The sequence below is a fragment of the Candidatus Methylopumilus rimovensis genome (assembly GCF_006364615.1).
In the GTDB taxonomy this organism is placed as follows: Bacteria; Pseudomonadota; Gammaproteobacteria; order Burkholderiales; family Methylophilaceae; genus Methylopumilus; species Methylopumilus rimovensis.
In genome coordinates this window covers 233027-248884 of the sequence record NZ_CP040986.1, presented here as the reverse complement: position 1 = coordinate 248884, position 15858 = coordinate 233027, and the positions used below count along the sequence as shown (strand labels likewise).

At 35.8% G+C, this 15858-nt stretch carries 17 protein-coding genes and 1 other RNA gene; 6 read left to right on the top strand and 12 right to left on the bottom strand.

The window, feature by feature from the left end:
* Positions 1-16: 16 nt before the first annotated feature.
* The 7 genes from FIT61_RS01320 to rnpB all read right to left on the bottom strand — a co-directional run bounded on the left by FIT61_RS01320 (position 17) and on the right by rnpB (position 6714).
* Entirely contained in the window at positions 17-1363 is a 1347-nt protein-coding gene (locus tag FIT61_RS01320) for a UDP-N-acetylmuramoyl-tripeptide--D-alanyl-D-alanine ligase (RefSeq protein ID WP_139882738.1), read from the bottom strand.
* Positions 1364-2794, bottom strand: a complete 1431-nt coding sequence (locus FIT61_RS01315; protein WP_139882736.1) for a UDP-N-acetylmuramoyl-L-alanyl-D-glutamate--2,6-diaminopimelate ligase — start codon at positions 2792-2794, stop codon at positions 1364-1366.
* A complete protein-coding gene (locus FIT61_RS01310) occupies positions 2791-4536 on the bottom strand; it encodes a peptidoglycan D,D-transpeptidase FtsI family protein (protein WP_244925204.1) in 1746 nt (581 codons plus the stop codon). The genes FIT61_RS01315 and FIT61_RS01310 overlap by 4 nt, the downstream gene beginning before the upstream one ends.
* Complete coding sequence (gene ftsL / locus FIT61_RS01305) at positions 4533-4796, bottom strand: cell division protein FtsL (RefSeq protein WP_139873023.1); 264 nt, start codon at positions 4794-4796, stop codon at positions 4533-4535. The genes FIT61_RS01310 and ftsL overlap by 4 nt, the downstream gene beginning before the upstream one ends.
* Entirely contained in the window at positions 4797-5747 is a 951-nt protein-coding gene (rsmH, locus tag FIT61_RS01300; protein WP_139882734.1) for a 16S rRNA (cytosine(1402)-N(4))-methyltransferase RsmH, read from the bottom strand.
* 24 nt (positions 5748-5771) lie between these two features.
* On the bottom strand, positions 5772-6218 hold the full coding sequence (gene mraZ, locus FIT61_RS01295; RefSeq protein WP_139882733.1) for a division/cell wall cluster transcriptional repressor MraZ: 447 nt from the start codon (positions 6216-6218) through the stop codon (positions 5772-5774).
* A gap of 205 nt (positions 6219-6423) precedes the next feature.
* An RNA gene (gene rnpB, locus FIT61_RS01290) (RNase P RNA component class A) lies at positions 6424-6714 on the bottom strand.
* Between the two features lie 187 nt (positions 6715-6901).
* Here rnpB and FIT61_RS01285 point away from each other — a divergent pair.
* Positions 6902-7153 carry a helix-turn-helix domain-containing protein gene (locus FIT61_RS01285; RefSeq protein ID WP_139882731.1) on the top strand — a complete coding sequence of 84 codons (252 nt, stop codon included), beginning with the start codon at positions 6902-6904 and terminating at the stop codon, positions 7151-7153.
* On the opposite strand, the gene FIT61_RS01280 is transcribed toward FIT61_RS01285, so the two are convergent.
* Genes FIT61_RS01280 through rsmI form a run of 3 tightly spaced genes read right to left on the bottom strand, consistent with a single transcriptional unit; the run spans position 7150 to position 10285 of the window.
* Positions 7150-8406, bottom strand: a complete 1257-nt coding sequence (locus tag FIT61_RS01280; protein WP_139882729.1) for a Y-family DNA polymerase — start codon at positions 8404-8406, stop codon at positions 7150-7152. The two genes, FIT61_RS01285 and FIT61_RS01280, sit on opposite strands and share 4 nt — an antisense overlap.
* Before the next feature lie 9 nt (positions 8407-8415).
* The gene (pyrC, locus tag FIT61_RS01275; protein ID WP_139882727.1) at positions 8416-9450 is read right to left on the bottom strand and encodes a dihydroorotase; all 1035 of its coding nucleotides are present in this window, start codon (positions 9448-9450) and stop codon (positions 8416-8418) included.
* Complete coding sequence (gene rsmI, locus FIT61_RS01270) at positions 9443-10285, bottom strand: 16S rRNA (cytidine(1402)-2'-O)-methyltransferase (protein WP_244925203.1); 843 nt, start codon at positions 10283-10285, stop codon at positions 9443-9445. The genes pyrC and rsmI overlap by 8 nt, the downstream gene beginning before the upstream one ends.
* 131 nt (positions 10286-10416) lie before the next feature.
* On the opposite strand from rsmI, the gene FIT61_RS01265 reads away from it, so the two are divergent.
* From FIT61_RS01265 to FIT61_RS01245, 5 genes are all read left to right on the top strand, one after another.
* Positions 10417-10986: a BON domain-containing protein gene (locus FIT61_RS01265; RefSeq protein WP_139873016.1), complete on the top strand. Its 570-nt coding sequence runs from the start codon at positions 10417-10419 to the stop codon at positions 10984-10986.
* Positions 10987-11208: 222 nt separating this feature from the next.
* Entirely contained in the window at positions 11209-11535 is a 327-nt protein-coding gene (gene trxA / locus FIT61_RS01260) for a thioredoxin TrxA (protein WP_139868364.1), read from the top strand.
* 58 nt (positions 11536-11593) lie between these two features.
* On the top strand, positions 11594-12853 hold the full coding sequence (gene rho / locus FIT61_RS01255) for a transcription termination factor Rho (RefSeq protein ID WP_139873015.1): 1260 nt from the start codon (positions 11594-11596) through the stop codon (positions 12851-12853).
* Positions 12854-12926: 73 nt separating this feature from the next.
* Positions 12927-13127 (top strand): 50S ribosomal protein L31, encoded by a 201-nt coding sequence (gene rpmE, locus FIT61_RS01250; RefSeq protein ID WP_139873014.1) that lies wholly within the window; start codon positions 12927-12929, stop codon positions 13125-13127.
* 53 nt (positions 13128-13180) lie between these two features.
* Complete coding sequence (locus tag FIT61_RS01245; RefSeq protein WP_139882724.1) at positions 13181-14812, top strand: ArnT family glycosyltransferase; 1632 nt, start codon at positions 13181-13183, stop codon at positions 14810-14812.
* A gap of 4 nt (positions 14813-14816) precedes the next feature.
* On the opposite strand, the gene FIT61_RS01240 is transcribed toward FIT61_RS01245, so the two are convergent.
* Both FIT61_RS01240 and fdhD read right to left on the bottom strand, forming a co-directional pair.
* A complete protein-coding gene (locus FIT61_RS01240) occupies positions 14817-15029 on the bottom strand; it encodes a formate dehydrogenase subunit delta (RefSeq protein ID WP_139873012.1) in 213 nt (70 codons plus the stop codon).
* A 2-nt stretch (positions 15030-15031) separates the two neighbouring features.
* The gene (fdhD, locus tag FIT61_RS01235; RefSeq protein WP_139882722.1) at positions 15032-15850 is read right to left on the bottom strand and encodes a formate dehydrogenase accessory sulfurtransferase FdhD; all 819 of its coding nucleotides are present in this window, start codon (positions 15848-15850) and stop codon (positions 15032-15034) included.
* Positions 15851-15858 lie beyond the last annotated feature (8 nt).

Here is a 15858-nt window from a genome sequence, read left to right as displayed (position 1 = left end):
ATCTTTCTTAAAAATTTTAAGTAAGCGCATCTACCACTTCTTCCATCTTCATAAAACGTGAACCTTTAACAAGTACACATGAATTTTTTCTTATTATTGATTTGACATATTGAATAAGTTCTTTTTTATTATTAAACCATTTCGCATTGCCATTACATTTATCAATCGTATGTTTAGTTAATTTGCCTATACCTACCACATCTAATATTTTCTTTTTATTGATATGAGTCGCGATAGAAACATGATATTGCGCTGCTTTTTTACCGAGCTCACCCATATCTCCAATTATTAAAATTTTTTCATAATTTTGATTGGCTAATACATCAATTGCCGCCCGCATAGAGTCAGGGTTGGCATTATAAGTATCATCAATCACCATTGATCCATTGAAGCCTTTTTTAATCTCTAATCTTCCATAAACTGGCTTTATAGCCTCAATACCTTTTTTAATTGTTTTTAATGGGATCTTAAGTGCAATCGTTGAGGCTATCGCAGCAAGCGCATTTTTTAAATTATGCTCACCTTGTAATTTCACTTTAATATCAATCGAGCCTTTAGGTGTGTGAATTTGAGAAATACCTTGCGTTGTTTTCTTAAGGTAAATGTCAGATTTTTTGTTCAATCCAAATGAAATGATATTTTTAGTTTGAGCTGCATCTTTCATTAGAGTATAAAACTCGTCATCTCGATTTATGATAGCAGTGCCATTTTTTTTCAAACCTTCAAATATTTCTGATTTTGCTTTTGCAATTCCTTTTTTAGATCTAAAAAATTCGATATGTGCTTCAGCTATATTTGTAATTACTGCGATGTCCGGTTTTGCAATTTTACTTAAATAACTAATTTCACCTTTATGGTTCATACCCATTTCAACTACAGCGCATTTTTGTATTTTTTCTATATTTAATAGAGACAAAGGCAAGCCAATATCATTATTAAAATTTCCCTGGCTCATAAGAAGCTTCTTCTTACTTTTGAGATGTGATGCAACAATGCTACTAATCATTTCTTTTGTCGTTGTCTTACCATTACTGCCAGTAATAGCGACTAAAGGTATTTTTGATTGTGACTTCCAATATTGAGCTATCTTTCCTAAAGCTTCACGGCCATTTCTTACAACAATTCTATTTTTTATGTCTTTTTGATTGGTCGAGACAATTGCAGCAATAGCACCTTTTTGAATAGCGCTTGAAGCAAAAAGATCCCCATTAAATTTTTCACCCTTAATGCCTATAAAAAGATCATTCTTACAAATGTCATTACTATTAATAGAAATACGCTTAATCCTTTTTTTAAGCAGAACTGCATCTCCATGATAAGTTCCACCAACAATTTTTTTAACCTGATTTAAAGTAAGGTTCATTCAGTGCGCTTTATATGTTTTAAGTGCTTTTTTTGCATATTTTTGATCGCTAAATGGATATCTAACCCCTTTAATTTCTTGATAAATTTCATGGCCCTTCCCAGCTATAAGAATCACATCATTTTTTTTAGCATGTTTAATTGCCTTTTTTATGGCGTTATGTCTATCAAATTCAATATGATAAGAACCCTTCATATATTTACTAATTTCATTAATAATATTTTTAGGGTTTTCATTTCTTGGATTATCTGACGTAATAAAATTGATATCGGCTATTTTGGAAGCTACTTCTGCCATATCTTTTCTTTTTCCTGTATCCCTCTCTCCGCCGCATCCAAATATACAAATAAGATTGCCATCAGTTTGTTTTTTGAGAGTTTCAAGTGCTTTTTTTAAAGCATCGGGGGTGTGTGCATAATCAACAAAGATTTTGGGTGTATTTTTAGAACCTAATCTTTGCATTCTTCCTGGCACTTGAGAGATAAAACTTATTTGTTTAACAATTTTTTGTATTGAATAACCAGATGCTATTAATGAAGCAATTACTGCCAATAGGTTATAAACATTGAACTCTCCAACTACAGGAGCTTTAACTTGGTATATTTTTTTTTTGTATTTAATTTGAAAAGACGTACCTAAATTTGAATATTCAATCTCTGTTGCTCTAATATCACCAGTTTTTATTCCGTAACTTAAAACTTTAGTTTTATTTTTGACGAGCAAGGTTTTAAGTTTTTTTCCATATAAATCATCGATATTAATTACAGCAACTTTTATCGACGGGAAAAAAAATAACTTTTTCTTTTCATTAAAATAATTTTTAAAATTGAGATGATAATCTAAATGGTCTCTTGTTAAATTTGTGAATAAGGCAATATCAAAAAGAATACCATTCACTCTTCCCTGAGATAAAGCATGTGATGAAACTTCCATCACTGCTGATTTCATTTTCTTGTCTTTAAATTGTTTTAAGATGCGATGGCTAGATATTGCATCAGGAGTTGTATATTCATGCAATTTTAATTTTTTGTATCCATATCCAAGCGTTCCTATTAAGCCTGATTTTTTGCCCATAAGATTTTGTATTTCTGCTATCCAGAAAGCACATGATGTCTTACCATTTGTGCCGGTAATACCAATTGTATGTAAATGCTTAGAGGGTTCTTTAAAAAATGTGTGAGCAATTTCACCTTCTTTAGCTTTCAAATCCTCTATAGGGCAATGGTTTACACTCCATGATTTTTTCCATATAAAATTTTTCTTTTCATAGAGTATTACTTTGGCACCTTTTTTAATGGCTGCTTCTATATAATTTCTACCATCATGATGCGCCCCAGGATAAGCTAGAAATAAAGAATTCTTTTTTGTATGTCTACTATCGTTTGATATATCAGAGAGATGATGTCCAATTTTTTTTAATACATTGTTCATATCGTTTCTTTTGAACTACCTTTATCTTGCGGTATAACTTTATTTTGAGTTTTTATATCCTGTGGAATTTTTAATATTTTCATGACATCGGCCATCACACTACTAAAAACTGGCGCTGCTACAGCCCCTCCGTAATGGCTTCCAAGACTTGGCTCATCTATCATCACTGCCATAATAATTCTTGGATTGGAAGCTGGGGCTAAGCCTATAAATGAGCCTATATTTTTATTTTTTTCATAAGCTCCATTTGCTCCAATTTTTTCAGCTGTACCTGTTTTACCTGCAACTCTATATCCCATAATTTTTGCATTGCCTCCAGTACCTTCCTCAACAACTTGCTCCATCATTTCCACCATTGTTCTAACAGTTTGCTTCGAGAATACTTTCGTCCCTATAGGTGTCTCTTCTTTTTTGAACATTGTGACTGGCTTCATTTCCCCATCATTGGCAAAAACTGTATATGATTGCGCTAATTGAAGAAGTGTTAAATTAATACCATGTCCAAAAGATATAGTTGCTTGATCTACTTTTCCCCAATTTTTATAATCACGAATTCTTCCAGATACTTCCCCGGGAAATCCAACCCCTGTTTGCATTCCAAAACCTACTTTGTTAAAAGTTGACCATAAATTTTTAGGTGTTTGCATTAATCCAATTCTTGCTGCTCCAACATTAGAAGATTTTGCAATAACCTCTGAAACTGTCATAAAAGGTTTTGTTTCGTCAGCGTGTGCATCATGAATTGTAGCTGATCCAATTTTCATAAATCCTGACGAAACTTCGACCAATGAACTAGGATTAAGTATTCCTGCATCTAATGCTGAAGACACAGTGAATGGTTTAATTGTTGATCCAGGCTCAAATACATCTGTCACTGCTCGATTTCTTGTTGGGCCTGCGCCTTCATTAAGATTATTTGGATTGTATGAAGGGAGATTAGCCATGGCTAATATTTCCCCTGTCTTGGCATCTAATACGATGGCTGAACCTGCTTTAGCTTTATGAATCTCAATTGATTTCGCTAACTCTCTATAAGTTAAATATTGAATTCTTGAATCAATAGAAAGTTTTATGTCATGGCCATCTTGAGGCAACTTAACCTCTTGAAGGTCATCAACAATCTTTCCAGCATTATCTTTAATTACTTTTTTACTGCCGATCTTGCCGGAAAGGGATTTATTTTGAGCAAGTTCAATACCTTCTTGCCCTATATTATCGAGATTAGTAAATCCAACTAAATTAGCTGTTACATCAGCAGCTGGATAAAATCTCTTAAACTCTTTTTGAAAAAATATTCCCGGTATTTTAAGTGCTTGGAGTCTTCTTGCATCGTCAGGTGAAATCTGTCTCTTGAGGTATATAAATTCCTTTTTATTATTGAGTAGTTTTCGATCAACTTCTTCGCTGCTTAACTTAAGAATATTTTCTAATTCTAATTTTTGATCTTTATTTATTTTAACGTTCGGTGGATTTGCCCACACTGACTCGACTGGACTGCTTATCGCTAAAATATCTCCATTCCTATCTGTAATTTTTCCTCTATCTGCATAAAGAGAAATTACTCGTGTACTTGTTGCATTTCCTTTTGATTGCAAAAAGTTTTTATCTAAACTTTGTAAATATAGCGCTCTAAATATAAGCGTTAAAAATCCAGCTAAAAATAAAAGTAGAATTAATCTTCTGCGAATTCCGGAAAGTTCGAAGAATGTTTTTTCAACCTTATTGTTTATAAATAAACTCAAGGGTGCTCCAACAAAATAATTTTTTTAGGCTCAGGACTTTTCATCTTTAATGATTTCTTGGCTATATCTTCAATTCTTCCATGCATAGCCCACGTGCTTTGTTCTAACTGAAGCTGGCTGTATTCTGCATTTAACTTTTGTCCAATCTCCTTTTGTTGTCCAAGCTCAAAATACAATCTTCTTGACTGATGTTGAGAATTTACTTTTGCAAGAGCCATAAGCACGATTACAAAAAATAAAATGAAGTTTATTTTTGTCATCTAATATGCAGTCCTCTCAGCCACTCGCATAATGCCGCTTCTCGATCGTGGATTATATTTCACCTCTTCTTCACTCGCCCTTATTGGCTTTGTCACAATATTTAATCGAGGCTTTGGCAATTCTTCACTTCTAATTGGAAAATTTGAAGGTAACGTATCTCTATTTTTCTCATCATTAATAAACTGCTTCACAATTCTGTCTTCGAGAGAATGAAAACTAATCACCACCATAATGCCGCCTGTTTTTAATCGCTCTAAAATTTTAGGCAAAACTTCTTTCAACTCTTCGAGTTCCCGATTGACATAGATCCTTAATGCTTGAAATGTTCTTGTTGCAGGATCTTGCCCAATTTCTTTTTTGGGCATATGGTCCGCGACAATTTTTGAAAGCTGTTTTGTCGTTTCAATCGAGCCCACCTCATCTCTTTCTTTAATAATCGCAGTCGAAATTCTTCTAGCAAATTTTTCTTCGCCGTATTCTTTTAAAATCTTTTCTAATTCTTTCTGTTCAATATCTTTCAAGACTTCTGCTGCTGTGAGTCCTTTCGTCTGATCCATGCGCATATCTAAATACGCATCAAATCTAAAACTAAAGCCGCGATCGCCTTCGTCAATTTGTGGTGATGAAATACCTAAATCAAGAAGTACACCATCTACCTTCGAAATACCTTTAGCTTTTAAAACTTCATCAATCTCTGAAAAATGCTTGTGCACGATTTCGAATCTTGCATCTTTAATTTTTAAACCTTCTTCATACGCAGTTTTATCTCGATCGATCGCGATTAATCTGCCTTCTTGGTTTAATTTTTCTAAAATTAATTTACTGTGACCACCCCGGCCAAACGTGCAATCTACATAGACGCCATCTTTTTTTAAAACTAAATGGTCAACCGCTTCATGCAATAGGACAGTGATGTGCTCATGATTAGAATTAGGTTGGGCTTGATTCATCTGTCACTAAATTAATTTGCATTATTAAAGAGAGAATCCTTCGAGTTCAATCGGCATACTTGAAGCGTCTTGTTGTGTCGCATTTTGCATTTGCTGATCCCAAGCTTCTTTATCCCAAAGCTCAAAATGACTACCTTGGCCCACTAACATGGCTTGCTTATCTATACTTGCAAATTCTCTTAGCACCTGAGATAGAAGCAATCGTCCTGCTGTATCGAGAGATATGTCTTCTGCATAGCCCACGAGCAATCTTTGTAAAGCGCTCGACTTTTTATCAAAGCTTGAAAGTGCCATGATTTTTGACTGAATAGGTTCCCAAGCAATTTGGGGGTAAAGCAATAAACATCCGTGGGGGTGTGCTGTAATGACTAAGTCGCCTGAGGATTGGACAAGTAAAGTCTCTCGATGCTTAGTCGGCATTGCCATCCTGCCTTTAGCATCAATATTCAAGAGATTAGCGCCTCTAAACATAATTCCCAACCCGTTGTTCAATTCAAAAAAAGTGGGAAATTACTAAATACCCTTAGTTCTACTTAGAAATTTCCCACAAAAAACCACTTTTTTCCACTAATGACACTATAGATAATAAAAAAGAGCTGTGCAAGCTCTTTTTTTGAGGGTTTTTTCATATCTGACAAGGGTTTGGACGGATAAAACCAAGGAATTTGTAACAAAAAGTTGAAGCCAACCGATAAGCCGGGTTCTGTCGTGGACAGTCATTCATCTAGGCACATGATTACTCATGCGCTCAAGCAGTCTACCCGGTAGCAACACGAGCAGTGCTATTACTACCCTATTTGACTTTGCTCCGAGTGGAGGTTACCGCGTTTCACCGTAACTAAATACGCTCGTCTCTGTGGCCCTATTCCTCGTTTTGCAACGTACGGCCGTTAGCCGTCACTCCGCTCTATGGAGCCCGGACTTTCCTCTCCTTGAGTTAACAAGCAGCGACTGTCTAGTCAGCTTCACATGAATTTTAGCATACCCATAAAATGCAATTTTTTAGTGCGTTGAATTCATGTGCTTACTAAGGCTATATTTTTGCTGTTTAAAGTTTACAAAAAATCATGAGTCGATTGCTAGCCTTTGATTACAAAAAATTTGGTAAACTATAGACGGAAGACAGGCTGCTAATAGATATTTAACCTTGCGGCATGACAAAAGCAAAAGCATTCGGCAGGGCCTTAAAAAAAATTCGGTTAAAGAAAAATTTGACTCAAGAAGATTTGTCATTACAAGCTGAAATTGCAAGGGTATATATATCTGAACTCGAATATGGAAAAAAAATACCTTCCATTGAGACGGTATTTAAATTATCCAAAGCTTTAAATATAAAATGTTCCAAATTAATGGACTTAACCGAAAAAGAACTTCATCCTAGCTTATTGAATCAGTTTTTTAATTAACTCGCGATCATCAACTGATCCCAATCAGTTGTGTAATTTCTTGATTTGAATTGGGCCTTCATTTCCCATTCTTTTGTCACCCCTTCGCTACCTAACTTTAATTTACCTTTCCATCTTTGATTGATGGTGTCCATAATTTTCATGCGTGAATGAGCGATGGTATCGTTAAATAAATTGCCTTGCATTTTATCTTTAGAGGTTAAATTACAAAGCGTGACACCTGCTTTTTGATAATCAAAACCCTCGCGGTAAATATAATCCAGTCCCAATAAAGCGGCATTGGTTAATGCCATTGAATCATCAGTCGGCTGAAATAATGGAATATTGACTCCATTCGCATATTGCTTTTTATCATCATGCGGGCTTGTTCTGATATAAACATACAAAGATGTAGCGACTGATTCCTGTTTTCTCATTCTTTCAGCCGCTCGACTTGTATATGAAGTGATAGCTTCTATGAGCTCTTGTTTGTCTTTGACTCGTCTACCAAAAGAACGAGACACTATAATTTCTTTATTAGGCTCTTCTATATTTTTTAATTCCATACACATCACACCATTCAATTCACGCACCGTTTTTTCAAGGACGATACTAAATTGTTGGCGTATATAGTCTGGATCTGCAAGTTTTAAATCTAGAACAGAAATAATACCGAGTTGATTCAGTTTAGGTGCTAACGATCTTCCAACGCCCCACACTTCATTTACTGGAATATGACTCATCCAAGTTTCAAGCGTATCTTGATCCATGACATTTAAATTACATACGCCTTTAAATGAAGAATTTTTCTTTGCGATGTGATTAGCTAGTTTAGATAAAGTTTTAGTGGAGCCTATGCCTATAGATACAGGAAGTCCTGTCCATTGTTTTATCTTAGTTTTAATTTGCTGACTATATTGAATAAGATCTTTGGACTTGAATGATGTTAAATCTAAAAATGACTCATCTATAGAATAAACTTCTTGATCTGGACTAAATTTAGAAAGCAATGTCATGACACGATGACTCATATCTAAATACAAAGTGTAATTGGATGAGAGTGCTGTGACGTTTTCTTGCTTAGCAAACTCTTTAAACTTAAACCAAGGTGTTCCCATTTTAATACCAAGTGCTTTAGCTTCATTTGAACGAGAAATAGCACATCCATCATTGTTACTTAATACCACCACGGGTTTATTTTCTAGCTTAGGGTTAAATACTCTTTCACAGCTGACATAGAAGTTATTAACGTCAATGATGGCGATCGACTTCATAATAAAAAACTATATTACTCGCCAGGAAATTTTTCTTCCAGCATATAGCGGAATAATTGCTTCATCACCTACAGTAATTTTTTCAGGCACAGCCCACTCTTCTTTAATAAGATTGATTGATGATTTATTTCTTTCTAATCCGTAGAAATCGGCACCGTAAAAACTTGCAAAACCTTCTAATTTGTCTATCGCATTGAGCTCGTCAAATACTTCAGCATAAAGCTCAATAGCACTTGCTGCAGAAAAAATACCTGCGCAACCGCAAGCATTTTCTTTTGTCGATTTTAGGTGAGGCGCACTATCAGTGCCTAAAAAGAATTTTGGATTGCCTGATGATGCTGCGCTTAAAAGTGCTTGTCGATGCGCTTCTCTTTTTAAAATAGGTAAACAGTAATGATGTGGATTGATGCCACCTATAAACATATGATTTCTATTCAATAAAAGATGTTGTGGTGTAATCGTAGCCGCCACTTTTTTAGAGCTACTTAAAATAAAATCAGTAGAATCTTTCGTGGTGATGTGTTCCAACACAATTCTCAAATTAGGAAATGTTTTATGTATTTTTAATAAATGCTGATCAATGAATACTTTTTCTCGATCAAAAATATCAATTCCTGGATCTACCACTTCACCATGTAATAAAAGGGCTACATCTAATTTTTCCATGAGCTCAAAAACATCATAACGATCATCAATATTTCTGACGCCAGAATCTGAATTGGTTGTGGCACCCGCTGGGTAATATTTAATACCTACAATTTGTTTATATTCAGGGATCTTTTTAATTTCATCGAGTGAAGTTTTATCTGTGAGATATAAAGTCATGAGAGGTTGAAAGTGGTTATCACTTTCCAAAGCACTTTTAATTCTAGATTCATATTGAATTGCTTGGTCTACTGTCGTGATAGGCGGTTTTAAATTAGGCATCACAAGCGCTCTCGCAAATTGCTTCGCAGTATAAGGAACGACTGAAGCCATAAGTGCATCATCTCTTAAATGCACATGAAAATCATCTGGGGTGGTAATCGTTAAAGTCTTAGTCATGTTTTTTTACTTTCAAAGCCTCCTCATATAAATAATTCTTATTGACTTTTAATATCTCAACGCCTAATTTCACTGCCGCATTGGTAGGCATATGATTGAGTAATATTTTTAATATTCTATGCTGATCTTCGGTGAGCAATTCTTTTTTTTCATGGCAAATGGGAGAAACTAGAATCACAAACTCGCCCTTTTGAAAATTACTATCGCTTTCAATCGTTTCTTTAACCTTTGAAATTTTACCCCGATAAATACTTTCAAATGTTTTAGTAAGTTCACGTGCTACGACAATCTCATGTTGATCCCCAAAAAAAACAGCCATATCGCTTAAGGTTTTAATGATACGGTGAGGTGCCTCATAAAAAATCATGGGGCATGATTGTATTTGAAGGCTCTCAAATACTTTTATTCTTTGACTGCTGGTGGTCGGTAAAAATCCATAAAAATGAAAGCTTGTATATTCCATCCCTGAAACAGAATAAGCAGTCGTAACTGCCGAGACGCCTGGAATAGGAATAATTTCAAAACCAGCTGCTGCCACCCCCTTCACAATCAAACCGCCAGGATCGCTTATATTAGGGGTCCCTGCATCTGTCACCAATGCAATATGTTTTCCATCTTTTAAGTATTCAATGATTTTTTGTGCGGACGCTTTTTCATTGTGTTGATGCACTGCAAATTGTTTTTTTTCAATGGAAAAATGGGATAAAAGACCTTGAGTATGTCTTGTATCTTCGGAAGCAATCAGGTCTACTGATTTAAAAGTTTCAAGCGCTCTATAGGTAATATCATTTAAATTGCCTATAGGGGTCGCTACTACATACAATTTTCCACTCATCATTAACGGCCCAATTATTTTTAAAGCGCTCAAGAAAGCTCTTTTAATTCGCTCACTCAAGACCTCTTTAAAAGAGATATAATCATTTTGTCACATATCAACACTATGTTAATAAAAGTTTAGAGGAAACTATGCTTAAACATATCAAATTACTTTTTATCTCATTCATCTTATTACAACTCTTCGGATGCCCAGCTGCTATCATTGGCGGCGGCGCTATAGGCATTGATACGGCTGCAGATCGAAGAACCCCGGGGATCATTACTGAAGATACAACCATTGAATTAAAAGCGTTTGGTGCTATTCAAAACATCAAGGAAGAGGTAAGTTCAAGTGTGTTTAGCTACAATGGTCACGTCCTTATTGTAGGTCAAGTTCAAAACCAAGAAGTCAAAACAAAGATCGAAAATAAAGTGAAAGAAATTACCAATGTAAAATCTGTCACTAACGAATTAACTGTGGATGCTATCGCTTCTATTTCCTCTCGTGCAGAAGATACTTTAATTACCTCTAATGTTAAAGCACGTTTATTTAAAGAAAATAAAGTATCGCCGTTCCATGTCAAAGTAATCACAGAAAATAAAGTCGTTTATCTCATGGGTATTTTGAATGAGAAAGAAGCTAAAGAGGCTGAAGATATTGCTAAAAATACAAGCAAAGTCACTAAAGTCGTTAAGTTATTTGAATACATCAATAAATAAAACGATTTGTCTTTAAGCTTAACTTATTGAAAATAAAGAACTATTAAACAGCCTTGGGCCCTATAAAATCAGGGTCTTAGGTGTTATTTGATTTAATTGAAGATGTTGCTATAATGATTTTCATAGTTTTTTCAAAACATTCAAGTTAGTTCTTAAATCCCAAAATAAATTGCCCGTAACACTAGCTAGCTTAATTACAGATTTAATCCATTAGAGGTCATCATGAGTAAAAATATTATCCATTTATCAGACGCAACTTTTGAAACTGAAGTGCTTCAATCTACCGTCCCTGTTCTTGTAGACTATTGGGCAGAATGGTGTGGGCCTTGCAAAATGATTGCGCCAATTCTTGATGAAATATGTAAAGACTACGACGGTAAATTAAAGATTGCTAAACTGAATATTGATGAGAATGCTCAAACTCCAGCTAAGTTTGGCATCAGAGGCATTCCTACTTTAATGATTTTTAAAAATGGTAATGTCGAAGCAACTAAAGTTGGCGCCTTATCAAAATCCCAATTAACCACATTTATTGATAGCAATATCTAAAGCTAATACCCCTCCTTAAAAAACCCCTCAACGTAACACTAATCGGAAACCCTCAAACATGCATTTATCTGAATTAAAACACCTCCCTATTGCACAACTCGTAGAAATGGCGATCACAGACGAAATCGAAAATGCGAGTCGTATGAGAAAGCAAGACTTGATCTTCGCGATCTTAAAAAATAAGGCAAAAAAAGGGGACAGTATTTTTGGAGATGGGACTTTAGAGGTGCTTCAAGATGGCTTTGGATTCCTAAGATCACCAGATACTTCATACCTAGCAGGTCCTGATGATATCTATGTGTCACCTTCACAAATTCGCCGCTTCAATCTTCATACGGGCGACACAATTCAAGGTGAAATTAGAACGCCTAAAGATGGTGAGCGTTACTTTGCACTGGTCAAAGTTGATCAAGTAAATAATGAAGCTCCAGAAAATACAAAACACAAAATTCTTTTTGAAAACTTAACGCCTCTTTTCCCAACTATACCTCTTACGTTAGAAAGAGATATTAATGGCGAAGAAAATATTACAAGTCGTGTGATTGATATGATCGCGCCTATTGGTAAAGGGCAACGCGGTTTGATCGTAGCGAGCCCTAAAAGTGGCAAAACTGTCATGATGCAAAATATTGCGCATGCGATTACTGCGAATCATCCTGACGTTTCTTTGATTGTGCTTTTGATTGACGAAAGACCAGAGGAAGTAACTGAAATGACAAGATCTGTGAAAGGTGAAGTCGTTGCATCTACATTCGATGAGCCAGCAACACGTCACGTTCAAGTCGCTGAAATGGTGCTTGAAAAAGCGAAGCGTCTTGTTGAACATAAAAAAGATGTAGTCATTCTTTTAGATTCCATTACAAGATTAGCGAGAGCTTATAACACAGTCATTCCTTCATCTGGCAAGGTACTAACCGGTGGTGTCGATGCCAATGCACTTCAAAAACCAAAACGTTTCTTTGGTGCAGCGCGGAATATTGAAGAAGGGGGTTCTCTCACTATATTAGCCACTGCTCTCATTGATACAGGTTCTCGTATGGATGATGTGATTTACGAAGAATTTAAGGGTACCGGCAATATGGAAATTCACTTAGATCGTAAAATGGCTGAAAAACGACTCTATCCTGCAATTAATGTCAATAAATCAGGCACCCGCAAGGAAGAACTCCTTATTCCTAAAGATAATTTACAGAAAATCTGGGTACTTAGAAAACTTCTACATCCAATGGATGACTTGGAAGCGATGGAATTCTTACTGGATAAGATTAAAGCTACTAAAAATAATAATGACTTCTTTGACAGTATGCGAAGAGGTTAAGGCGTAAAATTGATTGATTTTTGATCCTAAATCATTGATAATGCGCATCTATTGAACGAAAGTTGGAAAAATTATGAAAGCCGATACACACCCAAATTACCCTGAAATTAATATCACATGTAGCTGTGGTAATAAATTCAAGACACATTCAACTGTTGGAAAAGATATGAACATTGAAGTTTGCTCACAATGTCACCCTTTCTATACAGGCAAACAAAAGATTTTAGATACTGCAGGCCGCGTTGAGAAATTCAAACAAAAATATGGCATGTAAGGATTCATTCCTATATCAAAAGGCAGCATAAGCTGCCTTTTTTTTTATAAATTATGCGATTTCAACTCGAACATGATTGGCAAGATAATATGGCCACCCCCCGAAGCCGATTGGGTGAGCGGGCCAAAATTCATTCTTTCATTGTGTTATGTTTGATCTGGGTATTTGCAGGTCTTTTTGGTCATGCGCCATGGAAAGGCTATGAAACTCAAAGTATAAGTGCAATTCATGCTGTATTGAATGGTCATGTGTTAGCGCCTCTAGCAGCAAGTGAGGATTCACTTGCCAATCCACCCCTTTACTATTGGACCGGGGCCATCCTTGGCGAACTTTTCACACCCTTAATATCTCTCCATGATGCCAGTCGCCTCGTTAATGCTTTATGGATGGGATTTACTATCTTAATGATCGGTATGGCAAATCGAGAATTATGGGGTATCGGTTTTGGAAGACAAGCAGCACTTATTTTTATAGGTTCGGTCGGCCTCATTCTTAATGTCCATACATTGATGCCTGGTATTGCAACATTAACAGGTCTCACTATGGGATTTTATGGCTTGGCTCTTTCCAAAAGACGCCCTTTTAGGTCGGCCATGCTTTTAGGGGTGGGTTTAGGATTAAGCTTTTTATCAGGAGGTATCTTACCACTTCTTATCCTTATGCTTTCAGCACTTCTTCTACCAATATGTTTTGAAATATGGCGTACACGACGTTATGGTCTTGTTTTGAGCTTAAGTCTACTCGCAAGCTTACCTTTTTTAATCATATGGCCAACTCTTCTCTGGTGGTACCAACATGACATATTTATGAAATGGATAAATAGCTTCTATTTATTTCAAACACAAAATTATATTTTTTATATCAAGAATCTTTCATGGTTTACTTGGCCAGCGCTTCCTTTGGCTATTTGGGGTTTGTGGAAGTTCAAACATAAAATGTGGTCCCAAGCTAAATTTCAATTACCTATTATTTTCTTCATATCGACACTCATCATCACTGCTGCTTATACAAAAACAAATCAAGCACTCTTAATGCCATTTTTAATTCCACTATCCACTATTGCAGCAGGAAGTATTGAGACTTTAAGAAGAGGTGCGGCGAGTGCATTGAACTGGTTTGGCATTATTTTATTTTCAACCCTCCTCTTTCTTATTTGGCTTGGTTGGAGTGCAATGCTTACAGGCTACCCACAAAAAACATATGAACGCATGCAATTTTTAGCACAAACGAATGAATCTCATTTCAATGTTTTTATTTTAATCATTGCAATACTTCTGACAGTGATTTGGATTTTTTCTATGATTAAAACAAGAATTACAAATCGCTCATGCACAACCAATTGGTCAATTGGCCTCACAGTAAGCTGGGCTCTTTTAATGGCTTTATGGCTTCCATGGATTAATCACAAAAAAGACTTTAGTCCGCTCTTTTTATCTATGGAAAAAGTCATCCAAGATAAAACTTGTCTCACTACACACAATATCAATGATGCACAAATTGATTTGATTGATTATTATTTAAATATCAAAGCCACCAGGGAAGGCGACCGAAGTAATTGTCATTACTTACTTGTGTATCAATCACACAAAAAAGATCTCCCACCGATGACTGAAAATTGGAAATTAGTTTGGAGTGGAAAACAACCTGGCGATAAAAATAATTACAAACTATTCTATAAAGAATAAAAAATCAAAGATACTTTTTGATTGCATCAATCACAATAACTTCTAAATCTCTACCCGCATTTTTTGCAACGTGCTCTTTAATTTGATTGCGCATAGGTGGCGCCCAAAATTTCTTTAAATGATTTGCAATCTCTTCTTTCGCTTTTTCTTGATCCGGATAGGATTTAAAAAAAGAGCCGATCTGATTGGCCATGGTAACAAGTTGATCAATATTCATAATTAATTTTTTTTAACTCTTTCAGCATAAGTATAAATTACATACTGGGGGGTTCTTGCGAAGCCAACCAAACATAAGCCGTATTTTAACGCAGATCGTATGGCAAGTCCCGTGGGTGCCGATATAGCGATCAACATCGAAGCACCTAGCATCAGTGTTTTTTGGACCATCTCATAACTTGCACGACTAGTTGTGATCACAAAACCTTGATCGGTGATGTCTTTTGATTTAAGTGCACCAATCAATTTATCTAAGGCGTTGTGTCGACCCACATCTTCCCGCACAATTTGAATCTCGCCTTCTTGGTTGGCCCATGCGCATGCATGTGTCGCACCTGTCCTCTTTTGCAATGTTTGTGAGGTATGGATTGCCTCGAGCGCTTTAATCATCGCACTCTCTTCAATCGCTAAAGGATAATCTATTTTTTTTTCTGGCAATCTTAATGCTTGGTCTAAATTTTCAGCGCCACATAAACCACAGCCTGTTCGGCCAAGCAAATTTCTTCTTTTATCTTTGAGTGACTGAAAACACGCTGACGCGACATCAATTTGAAGTTCGATGCCATTAGCTTGATGAATAATTTCAATCCCGTACACATCACTTTTATTTTCTACAATACCTTCTGAAATAGAAAAGCCTAAAGCAAAATCTTCAAGGTCTGAGGGAGAGGCAAGCATGACAGCATGGGAGACGCCGTTATAGACAAATGCAATCGGCACTTCTTCTGCAATATCATCTTTTTCGATCTTATTTGCATAGCTTTTTAAAACTTCATAAGTCCTAAAGCTATGCTCTGTATCAATAAAAAGATTTTGTGCCACTGATTAAA

What these genes read in the sequence shown, in the direction of transcription:
- FIT61_RS01320 (WP_139882738.1), bottom strand. Translation starts at nt 1,363, where the DNA reads ATGAACCTTACTTTAAATCAGGTTAAAAAAATTGTTGGTGGAACTTAT.
- FIT61_RS01315 (WP_139882736.1), bottom strand. Translation starts at nt 2,794, where the DNA reads ATGAACAATGTATTAAAAAAAATTGGACATCATCTCTCTGATATATCA.
- ftsL (WP_139873023.1), bottom strand. Translation starts at nt 4,796, where the DNA reads ATGACAAAAATAAACTTCATTTTATTTTTTGTAATCGTGCTTATGGCT.
- rsmH (WP_139882734.1), bottom strand. Translation starts at nt 5,747, where the DNA reads ATGAATCAAGCCCAACCTAATTCTAATCATGAGCACATCACTGTCCTA.
- mraZ (WP_139882733.1), bottom strand. Translation starts at nt 6,218, where the DNA reads ATGTTTAGAGGCGCTAATCTCTTGAATATTGATGCTAAAGGCAGGATG.
- FIT61_RS01285 (WP_139882731.1), top strand. Translation starts at nt 6,902, where the DNA reads ATGACAAAAGCAAAAGCATTCGGCAGGGCCTTAAAAAAAATTCGGTTA.
- FIT61_RS01280 (WP_139882729.1), bottom strand. Translation starts at nt 8,406, where the DNA reads ATGAAGTCGATCGCCATCATTGACGTTAATAACTTCTATGTCAGCTGT.
- pyrC (WP_139882727.1), bottom strand. Translation starts at nt 9,450, where the DNA reads ATGACTAAGACTTTAACGATTACCACCCCAGATGATTTTCATGTGCAT.
- rsmI (WP_244925203.1), bottom strand. Translation starts at nt 10,285, where the DNA reads ATGAGTGGAAAATTGTATGTAGTAGCGACCCCTATAGGCAATTTAAAT.
- FIT61_RS01265 (WP_139873016.1), top strand. Translation starts at nt 10,417, where the DNA reads ATGCTTAAACATATCAAATTACTTTTTATCTCATTCATCTTATTACAA.
- trxA (WP_139868364.1), top strand. Translation starts at nt 11,209, where the DNA reads ATGAGTAAAAATATTATCCATTTATCAGACGCAACTTTTGAAACTGAA.
- rho (WP_139873015.1), top strand. Translation starts at nt 11,594, where the DNA reads ATGCATTTATCTGAATTAAAACACCTCCCTATTGCACAACTCGTAGAA.
- rpmE (WP_139873014.1), top strand. Translation starts at nt 12,927, where the DNA reads ATGAAAGCCGATACACACCCAAATTACCCTGAAATTAATATCACATGT.
- FIT61_RS01245 (WP_139882724.1), top strand. Translation starts at nt 13,181, where the DNA reads ATGCGATTTCAACTCGAACATGATTGGCAAGATAATATGGCCACCCCC.
- FIT61_RS01240 (WP_139873012.1), bottom strand. Translation starts at nt 15,029, where the DNA reads ATGAATATTGATCAACTTGTTACCATGGCCAATCAGATCGGCTCTTTT.